This is a genomic window from Rhodanobacter panaciterrae, from assembly GCF_014651895.1.
Taxonomy (GTDB): Bacteria; Pseudomonadota; Gammaproteobacteria; order Xanthomonadales; family Rhodanobacteraceae; genus Rhodanobacter; species Rhodanobacter panaciterrae.
Window position 1 is genome coordinate 478498 of sequence record NZ_BMXT01000001.1, and the last position, 21624, is coordinate 500121.

Consider the following 21624-nt stretch of genomic DNA (forward strand, 5'->3'; position numbering starts at 1 on the left):
TGGAATAGACGAGTCATGACGCTGGATTGATTTCGCACCAAGACATCCGGATCGACAACTACCGCAAAAGGATCAATGACCATGGCCGAAATCAGTCGCGGCGCCTTGTTTGGAAAACTCAACAAGCTCGCCTTCCGCGGTATCGAAAGCGCCACCGTGTTCTGCAAACTGCGCGGCAATCCCTACGTGGAGCTGGTGCACTGGATCCACCAGATCCTGCAGCTGCAGGATTCGGACCTGCATCGGATCATCAAGCAGTTCAACCTGAATCCGTCGAACCTGGCGCGTGACATCACCGACGCGCTGGATCGCCTGCCGCGCGGCTCTTCGTCGATTTCCGATCTTTCCACCAATGTCGAGGAAGCGGTCGAGCGCGGCTGGGTATTCGCCACCCTGATGTTCGGCGAAGCGCAGGTGCGTACCGGTTATCTGGTTGTCGGTTGCATGCGCACGCGCAACCTGCGCAATGCGTTGGTGAACATCTCGGCCGAGTTCGACAAGATCAAGCCGGAAGCGCTGGTCGAGAAATTCGCCGAAGTGGTGGCCGGTTCGCCAGAAGACGGGCAGAGCGCGAATGACGGTTTTCGGATGGGTGGTGGCTCGGCGCCCGGCGAAGCCAGTGGCGCGATGTCGCCCGCGCAAATGGGCAAGCAGGAGGCGCTGGCGCAGTTCACCATCGACCTCACCGAGCAGGCTCGCAGCGGCAAGATGGATCCTATCGTCGGGCGCGACGACGAGATCCGCCAGCTGGTCGACATCCTGATGCGTCGTCGTCAGAACAATCCGATGCTGGTCGGCGAGGCGGGTGTCGGCAAGACCGCGGTGATCGAAGGCTTCGCCATGCGTATCGCGATCGGCGATGTGCCGCCACCGCTGAAAGACGTACAGCTGCGCGTGCTCGATGTGGGCTTGCTGCAGGCCGGCGCCAGCATGAAGGGTGAGTTCGAAAACCGTCTGAAGCAGGTGATCGAGGAAGTGCAGTCCTCGACCAAGCCGATCATCCTGTTCATCGATGAGGCGCATACCCTGGTCGGCGCCGGCGGTGCAGCCGGCACTGGCGACGCGGCCAACCTGCTCAAGCCTGCGCTGGCGCGCGGCAACTTGCGCACGATCGGCGCCACCACCTGGGCTGAATACAAGAAGCACATCGAGAAGGATCCGGCGCTGACCCGCCGCTTCCAGACCGTGCAGATCGACGAGCCGAGCGAAGAAAAGGCGATCCTGATGATGCGCGGCGTCGCCAGTGTGATGGAGAAGCATCACAAGGTGCAGATCCTCGACGAAGCGCTGGAGGCAGCGGTCAAGTTGTCGCACCGCTATATCCCAGCGCGCCAGCTGCCGGACAAATCGGTCAGCCTGCTCGACACCGCTTGCGCACGCGTGGCGATCAGCCAGCACGCGGTGCCGGCGGAAGTGGACGACACCCGCAAGCGCATCCAGGCGCTGGAGACCGAGCTGGGCATCATCAGCCGCGAGAAGAATGTCGGTGTCGAGGTCACCGCGCGCGAGGATGCTGCCAACGAAAAACTGGCAACCCAGAAGGCGCGCCTGGAAACGCTCGAAGCGAACTGGATCATCGAGAAGGAACTGGTCGAGAAGATTCTCGACATCCGTTCAAAGCTGCGCGGCTCGACCGCGCCGGTCGAAGGCACCGGCAGCACGCTGGAGGAATCTGCCAACAAGGAAGCTGACGCGGCGAGCGCACCGCCGAAGGGCGAGGTGGCACTTGATGGCGCCGAGCGCGCCGCGGCGCTGGAGGAACTGAAAGGTCTGCAAACCCAGCTGTCCGAACTGCAAGGCGAGCACCCGCTGATTCTGGCCTCGGTCGATCAGCAAGCCGTCGGCTCGGTGGTTTCGGACTGGACCGGCATCCCGGTCGGTCGCATGGTCAAGAGCGAAGTCGAGACCGTGATGAATCTGGCCAAGCTGATGGGCGCAAGAGTCATCGGTCAGGACCACGCGATGGAGATGATCGCCAAGCGCATCCAGACCTCGCGTGCCGGTCTGGTCGATCCGAACAAGCCGATCGGCGTGTTCATGCTTGCCGGCACCTCAGGTGTGGGCAAGACCGAAACCGCACTGGCGCTGGCCGAGGCGTTGTACGGCGGCGAGCAGAACATCATCACCATCAACATGAGCGAGTTCCAGGAAGCGCACACGGTCTCCACCCTGAAAGGCGCGCCTCCCGGCTACGTCGGTTATGGCGAAGGCGGCGTGCTCACCGAAGCGGTGCGCCGCAAGCCGTACTCCGTGGTGTTGCTGGACGAGGTGGAGAAAGCTCATCCGGACGTCCATGAGATCTTCTTCCAGGTGTTCGACAAGGGCGTCATGGAAGACGGCGAAGGCCGCTCGATCGACTTCAAGAACACCCTGATCCTGCTGACCACCAACGCCGGTACCGACATGATCGCGGGCCTTTGCAAGGACCCGGAGCTCATGCCCGATCACGAGGGTATGGCCAAGGCGTTGCGCGAGCCGTTGCTGAAAATCTTCCCGCCGGCACTGCTCGGTCGTCTGGTGACGATCCCGTACTACCCGCTCAGCCCGGAGATGTTGGGCAAGATCGTCAAGCTGCAGATCAACCGCATCAAGAAACGTGTCGAGGCCCGCTACAAGATCCCGTTCGAGTACAGCGAGGACGTGGTGAAGTTGGTGGTCGAGCGCTGCACCGAAACCGAATCAGGCGGACGCATGATCGACGCGATTCTGACCAATTCGATGCTGCCCGATATCTCGCGCGCGTTCCTGACCAAGATGATGGAAGGGGAACAGATCGCGAAGGTGCAGGTGGGGGTGACGAATGGGGAGTTTTCGTATGGGTTCGGATGATGTGCATGGGGGCGTAAAAAAGGTCCATTTTGCCCGCGATTGAAAAGTGCACTCTGACCCCTGTTTTAAAAAGTTAAAGTTAATCGAGGAAAATGGTCATGCCAGTTGATTATGCGCCATATCACCACCGTCCAATCAATGAACTGGTCTTTGCTGGAAGCCACGATGCCGGGATCAATAGTGGTGGCGGGGGAGAAAAAACGCAGAAGCTGGATATTGCGGGACAGGCAAATGCCGGGGTACGTCTCTTTGATATTCGGGTGGCTGTCCGCTCGTCTGGACTTCCGGGATCCGGTGTACTGAAGGCATATCACGGCAAAGGGATGCACAAAGTCGTCGGTGGCAATCAGTTGATGGCCGGGACTTGGGGTTTGGGGCTCGACGGCATGCTGGCGCAGGCCAGAGCGTTCGTCCAGGGCCATCCGGATGAGTTTCTATTTCTCAAGTTCGATCATTGTTTGAATTGGATTGATATTGCTGCCGCATGTATAGCGAGACTTGGCCCGGTTCGATATCTAAATGGGACGGATCTCAACCTCACGACGGCCGGTACGTTGGCTGGCCACGTGATTCCACTTTTTTCTGCTGCAGGTCTGGCGGCCATTGGTGGCGTGCGACCTCAGGATGGGATCTATGGAATCAAGAGCTTGTATGTGGCCGGTGGCGCGCCACAAGACTATGACGACAATTACGTGGGCCTCCAGTATCACGGCAAAGGTGGCACCAGCGCGATGAATGGCAAGTCGGATGAAGAAAAGATCAACGAGAACGTCACCAAGCAAACGACGATCATGTCTACTGGTAAGGCGAGGGGTGGTGGTGATCCGCGCGTGATGGGGATGATGTATTGGACTTCAACGGGCTTTCTTCGCAGCATCAAAAAGCGCGACAAATCCAATTGGGTTACTGGTGGGTTCGGCGTTGAAATGCAGAAGCTCTGGCTCGAGGGTATGGCAGAGCATATTGATGCCAACCTGCCAAGCTATATGAATGCGGCACTGTTTCCTGCAGGTCCCGTGATGAAGCGGTTCATGCCGAATTTCGTCATGATTGACTTTGCCAAAGCAGACCGTTGCCAGACAATCTTCGACATGAATACATTGAATGGCAATATGCTGGTTCAGCTGGGCATTAATCTAGGCATGGTGAACGCTCAGCGAATGCAGAGGAGTATCCAGTAAAGGGGTCAGGTTCACTTATTGGTCTATCGCACCTGATAACCAAGTGTGGCTATGTTGCGGGCAAGTTTTCAAGCCGATAGCTGGGCTGTCACGCCATGCCTGATCTCAATGGTCGAGGTACTGGTTGCAGGGCTAATATTTGGAGAACCCATCGTGAGTACGTTTACCGTTTACTGCCACGGAACCGGCTTCAACCGCATCAAGGGTTCCTCTTCCGACGAGCTGGTGGCCTGGTTCCACAACCATAACGACGGTGTCGAGGCGCAGCTTGCAGGTGGGGCGGTGACCCGTGGCGACTACATGATCAACGAAGGTCCCGGCCACAGCGGCAACGGGGTGGTCCAGCCACAGCAGGTCAACCCGATGACCGGTTCCGCCAAGCAGAACCTGTCTCTGAAGAAGTGGGTCAGCGGCCCTTCCTTTGCCGACCATGCACGTGGAAATACGGGCGGTCCGCAGAAGGCTGCGAAATTGCGCGGTGTGATCAGCGGGCAGGGCTGGGACGAAAACACCCAGCGCACGGTCAACCTGATTCAGGATCTGAAGTTCGACAAGGGCATGCCCATCGACCGTGTCAACCTGGTCGGCTGGAGTCGCGGTGCGGTGACCTGCATGCGCATTGCCAACTTGATGTATGAGGTCTTCAAGGATGAGGTCAGCTGCAACATCTTCGCTGTCGATCCCGTGGCTGGAGCCGATGCCGGCGAGGAGATGCTGGACACCCAGGTGCTGCAGTCCAACGTGGAGCGCTATGTGGGCATCCTGGCCATGCACGAGATGCGCAGTACCTTCAAGCCGCAGGATTGGAGTCGTGTACGGGCTCCGGCTACTACGGCGATTTTTCTTCCGATGCCGGGAGTGCACAACGCACAGGTGATGGTGAAGACGCCCGCCGACGCGGCCTATATCACGCGCAACCTTGCCTGTGGCCTGTTGCGCGACTGGGGTACGCCCATCAATGCCGTGCCCTACGGCCACCTGAGCACGACGCAGGACATGTGCATCGCCTATGCGCGGCTGGTACTCACGCTGTCCGAGCACAAGTCGTACGAGACCAAGGGCCTGATGGGGCGGGTGATGGGTGGCACGACCAGTTTGCGTCGGCGTGACTTCGCCAAGCACTCGAGGATGGATACGTACACGCGTGGTGGCAAGGAAAGCTACTGGGTCAATGAGCATCATCGCGCCTGCTTTGCGGCTGCGTTCCCGGATGTGTACGAGTGCATTTTTGAAAGCATGGGCTCGGGCGAAATGGCGCTGACGGCGCAGTCGCGTTTCTCGACGTTTTTCGGTGTGGTTTCCGCAAGCGCTCCGTTGCGTCACTCGCTGGCGCTGAAAGGTTTGCTGATGGAGGAGTCGCCCACCCAATTCATGATTGGTGTGGGAGCAGGCCGCTACAGCAACCAGGTCAGGCGACTGTGGCCGGATCAGTTTCCGCTGCATGCATGAGTTGACTGAATGACGTACAGAAGTGTCAGAGATATCCGCTCAAACCACGTTGGCCCGCTTCCACTTCGTAATTTGTTTCACAAAGCCGTCATGGCCAAGACCTGTTTCAAATCTTGATGCATGGAGATAAGACAGATGCCATCCAAACCACTAAGCATGAGCGAGTTCAAGGCCATGGGCGAACTGGCGCGTGCGCGCCAGCAACTGGTCGTCAACATGTTCGGTGGCACCAAGTTGAAGTTCGGCTCCAAGAGTCAGCTGTCGACAGCCAAGGACATGCTGTCGACCGGCAAGAAAATCGTCTCGTCGGGCAAGACTCTGGCCAAAGGTGGCAAGGCGGCCAGCACGGTGGCGGACTTGCCGGGCATGAAGGATGCGGTGCACAACTTCATCGTCGAATGCGCCGATGTCCACAATATTCACGAGGTGGTCGCGGCAATCAGTGGTGAGGTGCTGGCCAATCTGGTGCATGAGATCACGCCGGTTCTTGGTGTGGTGACCAGCGGCATCAAACTGGCCAAGGCAGGCAAGGCCGTAGCCGAGGATGGCTATCATTTGTACAAGAGCGACGATTACAAGGGTGGCTTCCGTATGGGCGACCCCAGCGCGGCGGCCGAGGCGATCCAGATCATCATCAAGCGCGACCTGGCCAGGCACTCGGTGCAGCTGGGGCAGCAGGCAGTCGCCACGGGCGCCAAGATCGGCGGACTCTTTGCGGATTTCGGCACGGCCACTACGGCCGGTATCGGTATCGCCAATTCACTGGCCACCCTGGGACTTCAGCTTTACGGACTGGGTCTGGACATCAAGGACATGCGCGCGGGAAACAAACGATTGGCGGCACCCAGTTCGCTGGATCTCAGCGTGTTCAACGAGTGTCCGATCCTTGGCTGCTACCTGCTCACCTGTGCCGATACCTCGGCGGTAGCCAACATGTTCATTGCCGACATCGGCCTGCCGGGCTGGATGGACAAGGTCGAGCTGATGAAGAAGAAGCAGATGGACCCGATGTTGAAGATCGCCAACAAGGACATCATGAGCTCGCGTCTGCAATTGGAGGGGCTCGGCAGCGACAAGGGTACGCACGCCAAGAAAGGCTTTTTCGCGGGCATCAAGAGCAAGGCGATGAAACAGATCGGGCTGAGCTGAAGTGATGCCGGTGCCGGGTGAAGCTGTCCGGTCGTAGATCATTGAACAAACCACAGAGCCGTTGTCTTCGGCTCATTTACAGCAAGAGGTTCCATATGCCCCCAGCCGCGAGAATCACCGATATGCATGTCTGCCCGATGGTGACCGGCATAGTGCCGCACGTGGGTGGCCCGATCCTGCCGCCCGGCGCGGTCACGGTACTGATTGGCGGCTTGCCGGCGGCGCGGGTCAGCGACATGGCAACCTGCGTGGGGCCGCCTGATGTCATCGCGATGGGCTCGTTCAAGGTGCTCATCAACAAGCTGCCGGCGGCGCGCATGGGCGACTTGACGGCACATGGCGGAACCATCGTGCTGGGCTGCCCCACGGTGTTGATCAACTGAATGACGGCATGCATGACATTGACGTGGCATGGAGATGAATCGGAGCGACACCGATCACGGCAGCAAGGAGGACGGCAATGAAGGTAGTTGGAAGGCCGATAATGAATGACCTGCGGATGCCGGGATGAGCCGAGCGTCGGCCAGCCGGGCAAGGCACAAGCGCCATGCGACGGATGTCGATCATGGCGTGGCGGCCATGTTGCATCGGGCGATCGAGGCGCATCAGAGTGGCCAGCTGGATGATGCGGAGGCGCTTTACCGGAAGACGCTGCAGATGCAGGCCGGTCAACCCGATGCGCTGCATTTTCTCGGTGTGCTCTGTCATCAGCGCCAGCGCAGCGACGAAGCTATCAGACTGATCCAGATGGCGCTGCGGACTACCCCACAGCATGCCGATGCGCACAACAATCTCGGCAATATCCACAAGGAAACCGGCAATCTCGTCGAGGCCGAGGCCTGTTATCGCATGGCGCTGGCGTGCAACGCGCAGCAGCACGATGCGTTGAGCAACCTGGCGCTGGTGCTGGAAGCGCAGCTTCGACCGGAGGAGGCCTTCGAGGTTTACACGGCGCTGGTTGCCCGGGCTCCGCAGTTGGGCCGCGCGCATTATCTGATGGGCATGTACCTACGCAATCATGTGAACGAAATCGAAGATGTGGAACGTGCGATCGCCTGTTTCAGAAACGCTATCCGGTGTGACGGCAAGGATGTGCGTTCCCTCGATGCGCTCGGTGTCGCGCTATACATGCTCGATCGGGACGAGGAGGCGATCGGGGTCTATCGCGACTGGCTCGATCGAGAGCCGGACAATCCGGTGCCACGACACATGCTCGCTGCCTGTGGTGGCGACCGTGTCCCCGATCGTGCGGACGACGCCTACGTGCGCGACGTATTCGACAAGTTTGCCGACAGTTTCGACGAGCAATTGCTGAAGAATCTCGATTATCGAGCGCCGCAGATACTGACGAAGGCGTTGATCGAGGTACTTGAGCCGCCTGCCGCCAGCCTGGATGTGCTTGATGCCGGCTGTGGCACCGGATTGTGCGGTCCGTTGATCAGGCCGCATGCGCGGCACCTGGACGGTGTGGACCTTTCTGGCGGGATGATCGAGAAGGCGCGTTTGCGTGGTGGTTACGACGAGCTGGTGGTGGCCGAGCTCACGGCGTATCTGCAGGCGAACCTTGTGGCGTGGGATGTGGTGCTGTCCGCCGACACGCTGATCTATTTCGGTGATCTGGTGCCGGTGATGTCTGCTGCATACGCGGCTCTGCGGGCCCATGGTTGGCTGGCTTTCACGATGGAGGCGCTGGATGGTGACGAGGATCGCTTCGAGCTTTCATCCAGTGGCCGTTTTCGCCACACGCGAAGCCATGTGGAGCGTGTGCTGAATTCGGTGGGTTTCGGCAGCGTGACAATCACCGAAGCCGTCCTGCGCAAGGAAGTGGGCAAGCCAGTGATCGGTTGGGTGGTGCTGGCGCGCAAAGGTGCAGTCGCCCGTGGATAGATATGGCGCCCTGCTTCACTGCGGCATCAACGGGGCGGCTGGTTCATGCCTGTTTCGCCAAGTGGTCGATATCCGTATCCCAGGCGTTCCAGGCCTTGAGTCTGCTGATCTGTTCTTGCCTGAGCGGAGCGGCGTTCGTCATGGCCAAGGCATGGTAACCAAGCAAGTCGCTTGCGACGGAAATGACCATTCAGCGCACGGGATACGCAGAAAGGCCGCCCGCCAAGAAATGGGAATATGATAAATGGACCGGATCGCAAGCCCGCTATGGCGGGTTCGCTGGGGAGATCAGATATGACGCATCGGATGACACTGAAGTCTGACCTCGGTGACACGCTGCTGCCTGCAAGTCTGTCGGGTGGCGAGCAGCTGGGGAAGCTGTTTTCCTATCAGCTCAAATTGCTGAGCAAGGACAGCACCGTCGCTCTGATCGATCTGCTTGGCAGCTCGATGACCGTGACGTTCACCGCCGACGGCTACAGCCGATATTTCAACGGCATGGTTTCGGAGATTTCCCAGACCGGATTCGAGAGTTTTGCGGAGCAGCGCTATGCCGAGTATTCCGTAACGCTGGTACCCAAGGCATGGTTGCTGCTGCACAAGGTGGATTGCCGGATCTACACCAACATGTCGGTGCCCGACATCGTCAAGGCCGTACTGGCAGAGGTCGGCTACAGCGACGTCAAGTTGAGCCTCAGCGCGAGCTATCCGCAGCGGGAATACTGCGTGCAGTACCGCGAAGACTATTTCAATTTCATCAGTCGTCTGATGGAGCAGGAGGGCATCTACTATTTCTTCCAGCATACCGATGGCGTGCACACCATGGTGCTGGCCGATTCGCTGGGCGCACATGCCGCGACAAGCGGATTCGGCGAATTGCCGTATCGGCCGCAGGCGGCCAATGGCCGTGCCGCCCAAGAGGTATCGGTAACGGACTTTGCGTCGGCGCGCTCCGTGCAGACGACCAAGTACTCGCTGACGGATTACGATCCGTTGAAGCCGAAGACGTCATTGCTGGGCACCGAGGCCATCAGCAATGCGGATGACAACCATGACGTCCCCGGACTCGAATCGTTCGACTTTCCGGGAGACCATGAGGTTGCCGCAGCGGGCACCCACTATGCGCAGGTTCGTCTTGAAGCCATCAACGTGCCGCAATCGCAATGCTCTGGTTCGACCAACGCCTGCGGATTGCTGACCGGCGCGTTGTTCACGCTGCAAAAATTTCCGCGCGCCGAACTGAACAAGGAATACCTGGTTACCAGCTCGACCGTCCACATCGAGAACGCCTCGACCATCTCGGGTGACTCGGGTGGCGAGCTGTTTGCCTGCAATTTTTCCGCAATCCGCAGCGCGCAGCCCTTCCGCACGATGCCGACCGCAGCCAAGCCGATGATCGTCGGCCTGCAGACGGCGGTGGTGGCGGGCAGCGACACGGCTGAAGATATTTCGGTGGACAAGTACGGACGGATCCAGGTGACTTTTCACTGGAACAAGCCGGACAAGAAGAATGCCCACATTTCCTGTCCGGTCCGGGTCGCCTCGTCGTGGGCCGGCAAGAATTGGGGCGCTGTGCATATTCCGCGGGTCGGTCAGGAGGTCGTGATCAGTTTCCTGGAAGGTGACCCGGATCGGCCGTTGGTGATTGGCAGTGTCTACAACGCAGATAATTTGCCGCCGTACACCTTGCCGGACAACAAGACGCAAAGCGGTATCAAGAGTCGCAGCCATGAAGGTGGTGGCGCAGACGATTTCAACGAAATCCGCTTCGAGGACAAGAAGGGTAGTGAGGATTTCTTCCTGCATGCGCAGAAGGATATGCATGAGGAAGTGGAGAACGACCATTTCGTCGACATCGACCACGACGAAACGGTCAATATCAAGAACGACCAAACCGAGAACATCAAACACGATCGCAAGCTGACCGTGGGCAACGATGACAAGCTCGATGTCACCGGCAACGGCACGACCACGATCGGTCAGAAGTTCAAACTCAGTGCAGGCACCGAGATCGAATTGGTCACCGGTGCTTCCAGCATCGTCATGAAAAGCGACGGCTCCATCGAGATCAAGGGCGTCAACATCAAGGTTACCGGTAGCGTGGGCGTAAAAGTGGAAGGCCAGGCAGAGGTGGGCATCAAGGCTGGCGCAACCATGGATATTGGTGCGGGAGCCTCGCTGAAGATGCATTCCGACGCGATTCTGGAAGTTGCCGGCGGCGCAATGACGACCGTCAAGGGTCCCATGCTGACACTGAAAGCTGACGCGATGGCGCAGTTGTCCGGCGCCATCATCATGATCGGGTAACCAGGAGAACACGCACATGTCAGCAGTCATGCAGGCGTCCATCCAGATGGAGCTGTCCGAGCCGGCCAGCGCCTTGCTCAAACCCGACATGACGGCGCAGATGGCGGTGCAGGCCCTGGTCGGCGCCGGTCAGATACAGGATGCGTTGAAGTTGCTGGCCAGGCTGCTGCCCAAGCGCTACGCGGTGGCGTGGTTATGTCAGTGCGCGCGCGATCAACCGCTGAATCCCGAGGACAAGGCCGGTGCGTCGTTGGCCGAGAAGTGGGTGCGCGAACCGAATGAAAGCAATCGGCGCGCGGCGTACGAATTCGCCACTGCTGGCGGCTACAAGTCCGCGGGTGCATGGGTGGCGGCGGCGGCGGGGTGGTCCGGCGGGAGTCTGGCACCGGCTTCGCAAGAGACGCCGGTGCCGCCGCCAGATCATCTGACTGCCTGCGCTGCGGTAGCCGCGATCAACATGCTGGCGGCATTGGTGATCGAAAAATTTGAAGTTCGCCGGGCCGGTTTCATCGAGCCGGCGATGAATCTTCTGAATGCGGGCGGAGCCTCGGCGGGTGGGCAATGAAGCCATCCAACCAGACCCTTGGCAACTTGTCCGAGGCAGGGATGCGGGATACGATCGTGAACGGTAGTTTTAGCGCGTCTGGTTGGTGCTTCAGCCCTCCTGATGTGAGGCGCGGTTCATCACGCGGCCATTCCAGTCAACCGACTGTCGCAGGGAAAACGGGAGCGTGCCGATGTCGCAGAGCCTGACCCTCGCCGTTGCCGGCCAGCAGGCTGCCCAGTTCGGCAGCCGCAGCCGCAGGACATTCGAGGCCGTCGGCGGCAGCATCGGTCGTTCCGAGGACTGCGACTGGGTGCTGAGCGCGTCCGGCGTGTCGCGTGTCCATGCGATGATCCGCTATCTCAGCGGCATGTATTTCATCGAGGATCGCAGCACCAACGGCATGCTGCTGAACGACAAGCCGTTGATCAAGGGCGATCCGTCCGCACTGAATAACGGCGACCGATTGCTGATCGATACCTTCGAGGTAGTGGTCAGCCTGCAGGATGCCGCTTCGGTAGCCGCCACACCCGAGCCGGCGCATGCGGCGCCCGCACCCGCATCGCTGCCGCTGGATCCGCTGGACTTCGATCTGCTTGATCCGGCGCCACGGGCGGCTGCCTTTCCGCCTTCAGCTGCCGCGATTCCGATGGACGAGGATCTGATTCCCGGCGCCATCGGCGCATCCTCCGGCGGCGATCTCGATCCGTTGAGCTTTCTCGGTCCGGGCGACGGTTCGTCCGGAATCCTGTCGTCCGCCACCACCGGTAACGCCAGCTCAGGTTGGAACCATTCGGCCAGCACGGAAGACTATTTCCATCCGCCGATGACCACCGATCAGCGGCAAGCCACCGCCAATGCGCTCCCGGAAAACTGGGATCTGACGGTGGGTGATTTTTCGTCACCGGCACCGGCGCCACCCAATCCTCCGCCTGCGTCACATGTCCCAGCGGCAGCCCCGCCGATTGCCGCTCCGGCACCACCACGTACACCGGCAGCTGCAGTCGCCGAGATGACTGGCTCCCCGATGTTGCCGACGGATGTCGACCAGATTTTCCGGGTCGTCGTCGATGGTGTGATGGATGTGTTGCGGGCCCGCGCCGAGATCAAGAACACGTTCCGCCTGCCGGTCACGATCATCCAGCGTTCCGAGAACAATCCGCTGAAATTCGCGCCGAATCCGGACGAAGCACTGCAGAAGATCATGGCGCCGTCGAACGGAGCCTTCATGTCCGGCACGGCGGCGTTCGAGGACGCCTTCGACGATATCCGCTGTCATCAGATGGCAATGCTCGCCGGTGTGCGCGCCGCGTTCGAATCGCTGCTGGTGCATTTCAATCCGGATCGCTTCGAGCAGGAAACCGATGGTTCGTCGAAGCGGTCGGCATTCGCAGGCAAGGGCAAGTACTGGGACAAGTATCGCGAGAATTTCGACGGGCTCTCGAAGGATCCCGACGAGTGCTTTCGCCGGTTGTTCGGCGATGAATTCGCCCGTGCCTACGAAGAACAGTTGTCACGCCTGAAATCGGCGCGGAGAATGCAGAAGTCGGCACATCACTAGGGCGCAGGGGGCGCACCGGTCGCAAGCAGCATGATCCAGGGGACGCGTCGGCAGCAGCATGCTGTCGACGCCGGAATAGGCGGCCGGCAGCGCGGCCGGGGGAATCTCACAGGGGCAGGCGCGACGCATGACGGATAACAACAAAGTCGTCTGGAGCGAAGGGTTGTTCCTTCGTCCCCAGCATCTGCAGCAGCAGGAACGTTATCTCGAGCGTTTCGTTGAACTGCGCGCCGGCAGCCTGCGACCTTACACCTGGGGCTTCTCGGAACTGGAGCTGGAGACCGATCTGCTGGCGATCGGCAAGCTCGGCATCAAGCGCGCGCGCGGCGTGTTCCCGGACGGCACGCCGTTCTCGATGCCGGGCGACGACCCATTGCCGCTGGCGCTGGAGGTCGACGGCAACTGGCGCGACCAGACCGTATTCCTGACCCTGCCGCTGCGCTCACCGGCCCAACCCGACAGCGGCCGACCCGAGGCGCCGGCGGAGAAGCTCTTTCGCTTCCGCGTACGCGAAACCGAAGTGCGCGACGCGTCCGGGAGTGTCGACGGGCTGACTCCGCTGGAAGTGGGTGGCTTGAACAGTCGCTTGCTGCCGCAGTCGCAGCCGCTGGAAGGGCTGGCGCAGATTCCGCTGGCGCGGATCGTGGAATGCCGCTCGGACCGGCGTGTCATTCTTGAAGAAGCCTTCATGCCGACGGCGCTCAGTTGCCATGCCGCGCCGCGATTGACGACCTTCATCACCGAGTTGCTCGGACTGCTGCATCAACGCGGTGAGGCGCTGGCCAGCCGGGTGGCGGTGACCGATCGTGGCGGTGCCGCCGAGATCGCCGACTTCCTGTTGCTGCAGGTGGTGAACCGCTATCAGCCGCTGATCGCGCATCTGGCCGCGGCGCCGATCCTGCATCCGGAAGATTTATACCGCTTGCTGGCGGGAATGGCCGGCGAGTTGTCAACGTTCACTGCGAGCGGCAAGCGGCCGCCGGCGTTTCCGCCGTACCGGCACGAGGCGTTGCGTGAAACCTTCGAACCGCTGATCGTCGCATTGCGCAACAGCCTCAGTGCGGTGATGGAACAGACCGCCATCCCGATCCCGCTACAGCAGCGCAAGTTCGGCGTATGGGTTGCGGTGGTGCCGGACCTTAGCCTGATCGACACCGCCGCGTTCGTGCTTGCGGCCAAGGCCGACCTCAAGTCCGAGGATCTGCGGCGGCAATTGCCGGCGCAATCGAAGATCGGTCCGGTCGAGAAGATCCGCGACCTGGTGAACCTGCAACTGCCCGGTATTCCGGTGGCGCCGATGCCGGTGGCGCCGCGGCAGATTCCGTACAACTCCGGCTATCTGTATTTCGAGTTCGACAAGAATTCGGCGATGTGGCGGGAACTGAAGACGTCAGGCGGCATCGCCTTCCATTTCGGTGGCGAATTCGCCGGTCTCGACCTGCAACTGTGGGCGATCAGAGGTTGAGCGCATGAACAGCAATGGCCCCAACGATGACGATCCCCTGCGCGATGCCACGGTAGTCCGTCCGCGTGGGGCTGCAGCACCTCCTGTTCCTGCTGCCCCGGCACCGGCTCCCGCCGCGAGGCCGGCAGCCGCGCCGGCCAGAGGTCAGGCGCCGCGCATGGACACGGTGCCGCCGGCAGCGATGAGCGATTTCCTCGGTGGTGGCTTGAACGCGCTGGTGCAGGCGGCAAGCCCATTGCTGCTGCTGGCGGTGCAACTGCGCAACAGCGTGTCGCAGCCGAATGCGGCGCATCTGCGCGAGCAGGTGATCGAGCAGGTACGTCAGTTCGAGGCCAATGCGCAGGCCGCCGGCATCGCGGCGCAGACGATAACTGCCGCACGTTACGTGTTGTGTTCGACCCTCGACGAGTCGGTGATGAACACGCCATGGGGTCAGCAAAGTGGCTGGGCGGCCAAGACGTTGCTGGTGACTTTTCACGGCGAGTCCTACGGCGGCGAGAAATTCTTCGTCATCCTCGACCGGCTGTGCGCGGATTTTTCGCGCCACATCGATCTGATCGAGCTGATGTACATCTGCCTCGCGCTGGGTTTCGGTGGGCGTTACCAGATCGAGGCGAATGGCCGCGCAAAGCTGGCCGACATCCAGGAAGACCTGTACCGGCGGCTGAAAGCGCAGCGCCCCCCGGCGGCGGAAGAACTGGCGCCACACTGGAAAGGTCTCGAGGACCGACGCAATCCGCTGGTGCGTTACGTGCCGCTGTGGGTGATCGTGGCTGCGGGCGCGTGTCTGCTGCTTGGCGCGTTCCTGTATTTCTATACGCGGCTGAACGAGCTGTCGTCGCCGGTGAGTGCGCAGGTCGCGCAGATCGGCCTGAAAGGCGCGGTGCCGCCGGACGAGGCGCGGCTCAAGCAGGCGCAGCCGAAAGTCGCGCACAAGAGTCTGAAGCAACTGCTGGCGCCGGAGGAACAAGCCGGTCAGCTGGCCGTCGACGAAAAGCCGGACGGTTCCGCGCAGATCCGGCTCAGTGGCTCCGCCATGTTCGCGTCGGGTGGCACCGATGTCAGTGCCGCGCAGGTTCCGTTGATGCACGAAATCACCGCGGCACTGAATCAGGTACCGGGACGGGTGATCGTGGTCGGCCACACCGATGATCAGCCGGTGCATTCGTTGAAATTCAAGGACAACTACGCGCTGTCGTCGGAGCGTGCGCGGTCGGTGCTGCAGATCCTCAGTCAGGGCATCGACAACGCCGGACGGCTGGAATCCAGCGGGGCCGGCTCATCGCAGCCGATCGCGCTACCGGCCGACGAGCCGGCCAATCGCGCGCGCAATCGCCGCGTCGAAATCCTTTACACCCCGGAGGACTGAACATCGTGGGCAAGATCCTTGCGCTGTTCAAATCCCGCCTGTTCATCACCATCGTCGGCCTGTTGCTGCTGTCGTTGCTGATCTGGTTCGGCGGTCCTTACCTCGGCTTCGGCGAATCGCAGCCGCTGGCCAGTCCGGTCGTGCGCCTGCTGGTGATCATCGTGATCGTGGTGATCTGGGCGGTGTGGCTGCAGATCCAGCAGCTGCGCGTGCGTGGCAAGACCAAGCAGATGGCCAGCGATCTCAGCGATCAGGGCAGCCCGGCGGCTGGCGGTGAACGCGACGAACGCTCCGCCAACGAGCGCGCGCAACTGCAGGGTCGTTTCCAGGAGGCGGTCGAAACCCTGCGCAAGAACCGCAGTGGTGGCACCAACCTGTATGCGCTGCCGTGGTACGTGGTGATCGGCCCGCCGGGCTCCGGCAAGAGCACGCTGCTGCAGAACTCGGGCCTGAATTTTCCGTTGTCGAACAAGTTCGGCAAGGAAGCGATCCGCGGCGTTGGCGGCACGCGCAACTGCGACTGGTGGTTCACCGACGAGGCAGTCTTCCTCGATACCGCCGGTCGCTACACCACGCAGGATTCCGATCGCGGTGCGGATGCCTCGGCGTGGGAGGAATTCCTCAACCTGCTGCGCAAGTACCGCAAGCGTCGACCGATCAACGGCGTGATCGTGGCGATGAGCCTGTCCGATCTGCTCACGCTCGACGTCAACGGCCGCCAGCAGCACATCCAGGCCATCCGCCAGCGACTGGACGAACTGGCCAAGTATCTGCACATCGGCGTGCCGGCCTACCTGGTATTCACCAAGTGCGACCTTGTCGCCGGCTTCACCGAGTTCTTCGATGATCTCAACCCGGAACTGCGCAGTCAGGTCTGGGGCATGTCGTTCCCGGTCGAGAAGACCATGGACGGCACCGCGGCGAAGCAGTTCCTCGACGAGTTCAATCTGCTGCTGGAACGGCTCAACACGCGCATCCTCGATCGCCTGCATAGTGAGCGCGACCCCAGCCGACGCGCGGCGATCCTGTCGTTTCCGCAGCAGCTCGGCGCCTTGCGCGAAATCACCCGGCAGTTTGTCGAAGGTGTCTTCACCGGCCATCAGTACGATGCGCCGCTGTTGCTGCGCGGCGCCTATCTCACCTCGGGCACGCAGGAAGGCACGCCGATCGACCGCATGATGGGCGCGGTCGCGCGTACGTTCGGTCTCGATGCGTCGCGTTTGCACGTGCCGGGTGCGCAAAGCCGCACGTTCTTCGTCGAGCGCCTGCTCAAGGACGTGCTGTTCAAGGAGTCCGGCTTCGCCGGCACCAACCCGAAGCTGGAGCGCCAGAAGATCCTGTTGCAGGCCGCGTCCTATATCGGCGTGCTGCTGGTGTGCGCCTTGCTGATTTTCGGGCTGGCCAGCAGTTACCGGCGCAATGGCACCTACTTGACCGAAGTGCAGACGGCGTTGCAGAAATATCCGGCGCAGAGCGACCTGTCGCTGGCGCCGAATCAGCAGGCGTATTTCGCGCTGGTGCTGGAGCGGCTGGAGGCGCTGTCCGCCGCGGTGGATGTCGCCGAACAGCACAAGAGCGACGTGCCGCTGTCGATGCGCTTCGGCCTGTACCAGGGCAATGCGGTCGGCGACGAGGTGCGCGATGCGTATTACCGCGAACTCAATGGCATCCTGCTGCCGGGCGTGGCTTCGCAATTCCGCGCCGGCCTTGCCGCAAACGCGGCCGACCCGCAGATGCTGTACTACTACCTGAAGGGCTACCTGATGCTGGGCGAGCCCAAGCATCTCGATCACGACGAAATCGTGGCACTGGCCAGCATCGAATGGCGGCGGCTGTTTCCCAGCGATCCTGTGTTGCAGAAGGCGCTGACCAAGCACTTCGACGCACTGGTCGGGCATGAAGGCCGCTTGCGTGCACTGAGCCTGGACAGCGGCCTGGTCGAGCAGGCGCGCAACACCTTGCGCACCGCGGATCTGCCGACCCTGATCTACGGCAACCTCAAGTTGACCGCCGACAACGGCGCTTTCCCGCCGCTGCAGCTGGACAAGGAGCTCGGCCTGCTCGGCAACGTGTATCGGCGCAAGAGTGGTGCGGCGTTGTCCGATCCGCTGCCGGCGTTGTTCACCCAGCCCGCGTTCAAGAACGAGGCCGACAAGGGTATCGACCAGGCAGTGACGCAATTCACCGACGACGACTGGGTGTTCGGTGCCAACAAGATCGACTCGCTGCAGAAAGCCCATCTGGAGCAGCAGGTGCTGGCCTTGTACGAACAGGACTACATCAAGGCCTGGGACGGCATCCTCGCCGATCTGGAGCTGCAGCCGATCGGCAATATCCAGGATGCCAGCACCATCGCGGCCAAACTGGCCGGCCCGAATTCGCCCATGAAATTGCTGTTGAAGGTGGTGCGTGACAACACCAACGACCTGATGCGCGCACCGCCAACGGATGCGGCGGACAAGGCCGAGGATGCGGCGAAAAATCTGGTGCAGAAGAAGGCCACGCAGACCGCATTGGCGCGGGCACTGGCGCAGGCTGGTGCAGGCAGCGGTGCCGCACCGGGTGCAGATGCAGCGGTCGCAAAGCCGGGGCAGGCGATCAGCGATCACTTCGAGCAGATCAACAAGCTCAGCGACGGCCCGCCGGGCGCGGCCCCGATCGATCAGACGCTGAAGGTGCTCGACGATCTCAGCAAGACGCTGTTGACGATGGGCGATTTCAGTTCCGCTGCAGGACAGCCGAATCCACAGTTGCTGATCGCGCAGCAGGCCGCTGCACAGCTGCCCGCACCGGCTTCCGGCTGGTTTGCCGCGCTCACCGGCAAGAGCCAGGCGCTGGTGGCCAGCGGGACCAAGGGCGCGCTCGACGACCAGTTTCAACAGGCCGTCGCGAAGGATTGCGCCGACTTCACCCGTGGTCGCTATCCGTTCTCGCCGTCCAGCAGCAACGACATTCCGCTGCAGAACTTCGGCGACATGTTCGGTTATGGCGGTCGCTTCGACAGCTTCTACACGCAGACACTCGGCAAGCTGGTCGATGCCAGCGGCCGCAACTGGCAGTGGAAGAGCGGTCCCGGTGCGATCACCGGCTCGGCCGGCATGTTGGCGCAAGCGCAGGGCGCCGACCGGATCAAGCAGATGTTCTTCCGTAGCGGCAACGTACCCGAGGTCGACTTCACCTTGCTCACACCGGTACTCGATGCAGGCATCGGCAAGCTGGTCATCAACGTCGATGGGCAGAAGTACGAATACCAGCCGGGCGGCGCCACCAACATCGCGATGAAGTGGCCGGGACCGACACCGGGCACGGTCTCGATTTCCGCCTACGATCCGGCCGGCACGCTGCTGACGACATTCGACTACCACGGCGACTGGGCGTTCTTCCGCGCACTGCAGGCGGCCAACCTGCAGCGTGAGACCGACCTGCGCTTCATCGCCAGTTTCAACTTCGGCGGCCATGTGGCGAAGGTGACAATCCAGGCCAACAACCTCAAGAACCCGTTCCTGAGCAACGCGCTGTCAAGCTTCCGGTGCGGGGGATAGGCGCGTGCCGAACCCCGCTGCAGGTTTTTTCGGAAAGCTGCCCAGTGCCGGGGACTTCGTACAGCGGCGATTGCCACCGGGTTTTGTCGGCGTCTGGGATCGCCACTTCGAGAATGCCGTAGCGGAAAGCCGCAGCGCGCTGAACAGCGACTGGCATGAGGCCTATCACGCCAGTCCGGTCTGGCGTTTTCTGCTGGCGGCGGGCGCGTGCGGTGAATCGGCCTGGGTCGGGATCATGGGCCCGGGTACCGATCGGGTCGGGCGCTGCTTTCCGATGGTCATCGCCGCGCCGGTTGCTGTCGATGCCGGATCCGGCGCGCAGCTGTTGCTCGATGGCGGTCGCTGGTTCGATGCCGCCGAACAGGTGCACGACGCAGCGCAAGTCGATGCCGCGATCAGCGTGGATGCCTTTGACGAGCAGGTGGCCGCCTTGGCCGGCCCGCTCGATGCCGCGCAGCCGCGTGGATTGGAATTCCTGCATGGCGTCGACTGGAGTGCGGCAAGCCACTGGCGTCTGCCGTTGCCGACACGCGATGCCGCAGCCTCGTTTCTGAGCGGACTGTGGCCACGCCTGGTGGCCACACCCGGGACCTGGTGTCTGTGGTGGACCGCCGGTGCCGAGCGGGTGCCACCGAGTGTGTTGATCACCAACGGCTTGCCACAGCCGGCGGCGTATGCCGGATTTCTCGATGCCAGTCGCAGCGTCGCGCCATGGCAGAGCCTGGGTATGTTCGAGAGTGTTGCCGTTGTGCGGCAACCGGCAGTGCCCGAGATCGCTGCCTATTCGGTCCATCCGGCACCGGCACCGGCAGTGGCTGGCGCATGGTTGCCGGATGACATCGAGCTGCTCTCCGATCTGGGCATTGCGCCGGATGCGTCGGTGCCGCTGGCGACGCCGACAGCGCAAGTCACGGCGGCGATGACCGCGGTGACCGCTACAGACGCTGCCGCTACAGTCGAACCGGCCGCTGGCGTCAGCGTATGGCAGCGGTCGGATGGTGCGATGGCTCTGGTGGCAGCCGAGGTAGGCAAGCCGGACCGCCGGCAGCAGGCCGTTGCGGCCATCGCTGCGCTCGGTCGCGAGCTCGATGGCATCGAACTGGCGGCCGGCACGCAGGCGTTGCGCATGCGATTGATGGCGCTGAATCCGCGCTTGCGGCAGGCCAGCGAAGACCTGATCGATCCGGTGTTGGAGGATTGCGCCGTCGTCGCTGCGCAGGTGATCGGCGCTCAGGCAGATTTGCTACGGATCGGCACGGCGGCGGCCTGGCACTGGCGACGTGGTCGGTTGCAGCCCTGCTTTGCAAACAGCCAGGCAGTATCGGCCGATGACGCTGGTCGTGGTGGTGATTTCGACGACTTGTTGTTCAGTCGGGTTTCGTTGACGGCACCCGGTCTCGGTGCGACGACGCAGCCGGTCTGCGACGAAATTTCCTGTGCCGTCGAGGCGGGCGATCGCCTGCTGCTGATGGCGACCCAGCCACTGATGCAGATTTCGCCGGAAGTTCTCGTCCACAGTCTTGCGCTGGCATCCAGCGACGACGCGAGCCGGCACCTTGCCACCGCTGCAGGCCTCGGCGCGGATCCTGCCGGGTGGCCGCTGGCGATCATCGAGATTGACGCATGACGACTCGATACGTTTCTGCCGGCCGCACGGTGACCGGGAAGGTCCGCAAGCACAACGAAGATGCCATCCTGGTGCGCGATGAGGTCGGTCTGTGGGTCGTCGCCGATGGTCTGGGCGGGCATTCGGCCGGCGACTACGCCAGCACGATGATTGTCGAGCGCCTCGGCGCGCTGCCTCGGCCGGGCAGCGTGTTCGACTTCATCGAGACGATCGAGGACACCCTGGTCCAGATCAATGCCGACTTGTTGCAGACCGCGGCCACGCGCGGCGTCGACCTGATCGGTTCCACTGTCGTGATGTTGGTGCATGACAGCGATTTCATGCTGTGCGGCTGGGTCGGCGATAGCCGTGCCTATTGCTTCGAAGATGACCGCTTGCGCCAGATCACGCGCGACCATGTGCACGGTGGCGAGGAGGACGACGTCACCCATTTCGGTGCCACACCGGCAGCAGGTTCCGGCGTGCTCACGCGCGCGGTCGGTGCCGAAGAGCACTTGTTCGTGGATTGGGTCATCGCCGCCAACAAGCCGGGCACGGCATTCGTGCTCTGTTCGGATGGCATCAACAAGGAAATGTCGGATGCCGAAATCGATGCCGAATGCCGTCGCAGCCCGCAACCGCAAGACCTCATTGTCAGTCTGTTCGAGCTCGCTTTGAGCCGTGCCGGGCGGGACAACATTTCAGCCGTCGTCGTACGCCTCCAAGCATGATGAA

At 61.8% G+C, this 21624-nt stretch carries 14 protein-coding genes; all 14 read left to right on the forward strand.

Going from position 1 to position 21624, the window contains the following annotated elements:
- Window positions 1–81 precede the first annotated feature (81 nt).
- The 14 genes from tssH (at window position 82) to IE071_RS02205 (ending at window position 21620) form a co-directional block, all read left to right on the forward strand.
- Complete coding sequence (gene tssH, locus IE071_RS02140; RefSeq protein ID WP_189439530.1) at window positions 82–2829, forward strand: type VI secretion system ATPase TssH; 2748 nt, start codon at window positions 82–84, stop codon at window positions 2827–2829.
- A 98-nt stretch (window positions 2830–2927) separates the two neighbouring features.
- On the forward strand, window positions 2928–4010 hold the full coding sequence (locus IE071_RS02145) for a phosphatidylinositol-specific phospholipase C domain-containing protein (protein WP_189439531.1): 1083 nt from the start codon (window positions 2928–2930) through the stop codon (window positions 4008–4010).
- A 153-nt stretch (window positions 4011–4163) separates the two neighbouring features.
- Window positions 4164–5459 (forward strand): hypothetical protein, encoded by a 1296-nt coding sequence (locus IE071_RS02150; RefSeq protein WP_189439532.1) that lies wholly within the window; start codon window positions 4164–4166, stop codon window positions 5457–5459.
- Window positions 5460–5594: 135 nt separating this feature from the next.
- Complete coding sequence (locus IE071_RS02155) at window positions 5595–6608, forward strand: hypothetical protein (protein WP_189439533.1); 1014 nt, start codon at window positions 5595–5597, stop codon at window positions 6606–6608.
- Window positions 6609–6703: 95 nt separating this feature from the next.
- A complete protein-coding gene (locus IE071_RS02160) occupies window positions 6704–6991 on the forward strand; it encodes a PAAR domain-containing protein (protein WP_189439534.1) in 288 nt (95 codons plus the stop codon).
- A 196-nt stretch (window positions 6992–7187) separates the two neighbouring features.
- Window positions 7188–8495, forward strand: a complete 1308-nt coding sequence (locus IE071_RS02165) for a tetratricopeptide repeat protein (RefSeq protein WP_189440852.1) — start codon at window positions 7188–7190, stop codon at window positions 8493–8495.
- Window positions 8496–8789: 294 nt separating this feature from the next.
- Window positions 8790–10802: a type VI secretion system Vgr family protein gene (locus IE071_RS02170; RefSeq protein WP_189439535.1), complete on the forward strand. Its 2013-nt coding sequence runs from the start codon at window positions 8790–8792 to the stop codon at window positions 10800–10802.
- 16 nt (window positions 10803–10818) lie between these two features.
- The gene (locus IE071_RS02175) at window positions 10819–11367 is read left to right on the forward strand and encodes a DUF6931 family protein (protein ID WP_189439536.1); all 549 of its coding nucleotides are present in this window, start codon (window positions 10819–10821) and stop codon (window positions 11365–11367) included.
- 172 nt (window positions 11368–11539) lie between these two features.
- A complete protein-coding gene (tagH, locus tag IE071_RS02180) occupies window positions 11540–12907 on the forward strand; it encodes a type VI secretion system-associated FHA domain protein TagH (protein WP_189439537.1) in 1368 nt (455 codons plus the stop codon).
- Between the two features lie 127 nt (window positions 12908–13034).
- Entirely contained in the window at window positions 13035–14372 is a 1338-nt protein-coding gene (tssK, locus tag IE071_RS02185) for a type VI secretion system baseplate subunit TssK (RefSeq protein ID WP_189439538.1), read from the forward strand.
- A 4-nt stretch (window positions 14373–14376) separates the two neighbouring features.
- A complete protein-coding gene (icmH, locus tag IE071_RS02190; RefSeq protein ID WP_189439539.1) occupies window positions 14377–15741 on the forward strand; it encodes a type IVB secretion system protein IcmH/DotU in 1365 nt (454 codons plus the stop codon).
- 5 nt (window positions 15742–15746) lie between these two features.
- Window positions 15747–19283, forward strand: coding sequence for a type VI secretion system membrane subunit TssM (tssM, locus tag IE071_RS02195; RefSeq protein ID WP_189439540.1), 3537 nt, complete (start codon window positions 15747–15749; stop codon window positions 19281–19283).
- 4 nt (window positions 19284–19287) lie between these two features.
- Window positions 19288–20910 (forward strand): type VI secretion system-associated protein TagF, encoded by a 1623-nt coding sequence (gene tagF / locus IE071_RS02200; RefSeq protein ID WP_189439541.1) that lies wholly within the window; start codon window positions 19288–19290, stop codon window positions 20908–20910.
- Window positions 20907–21620, forward strand: coding sequence for a PP2C family protein-serine/threonine phosphatase (locus tag IE071_RS02205; RefSeq protein ID WP_189439542.1), 714 nt, complete (start codon window positions 20907–20909; stop codon window positions 21618–21620). Before tagF ends, IE071_RS02205 begins: the two co-directional genes overlap by 4 nt.
- The last annotated feature ends 4 nt before the right edge of the window (window positions 21621–21624 follow it).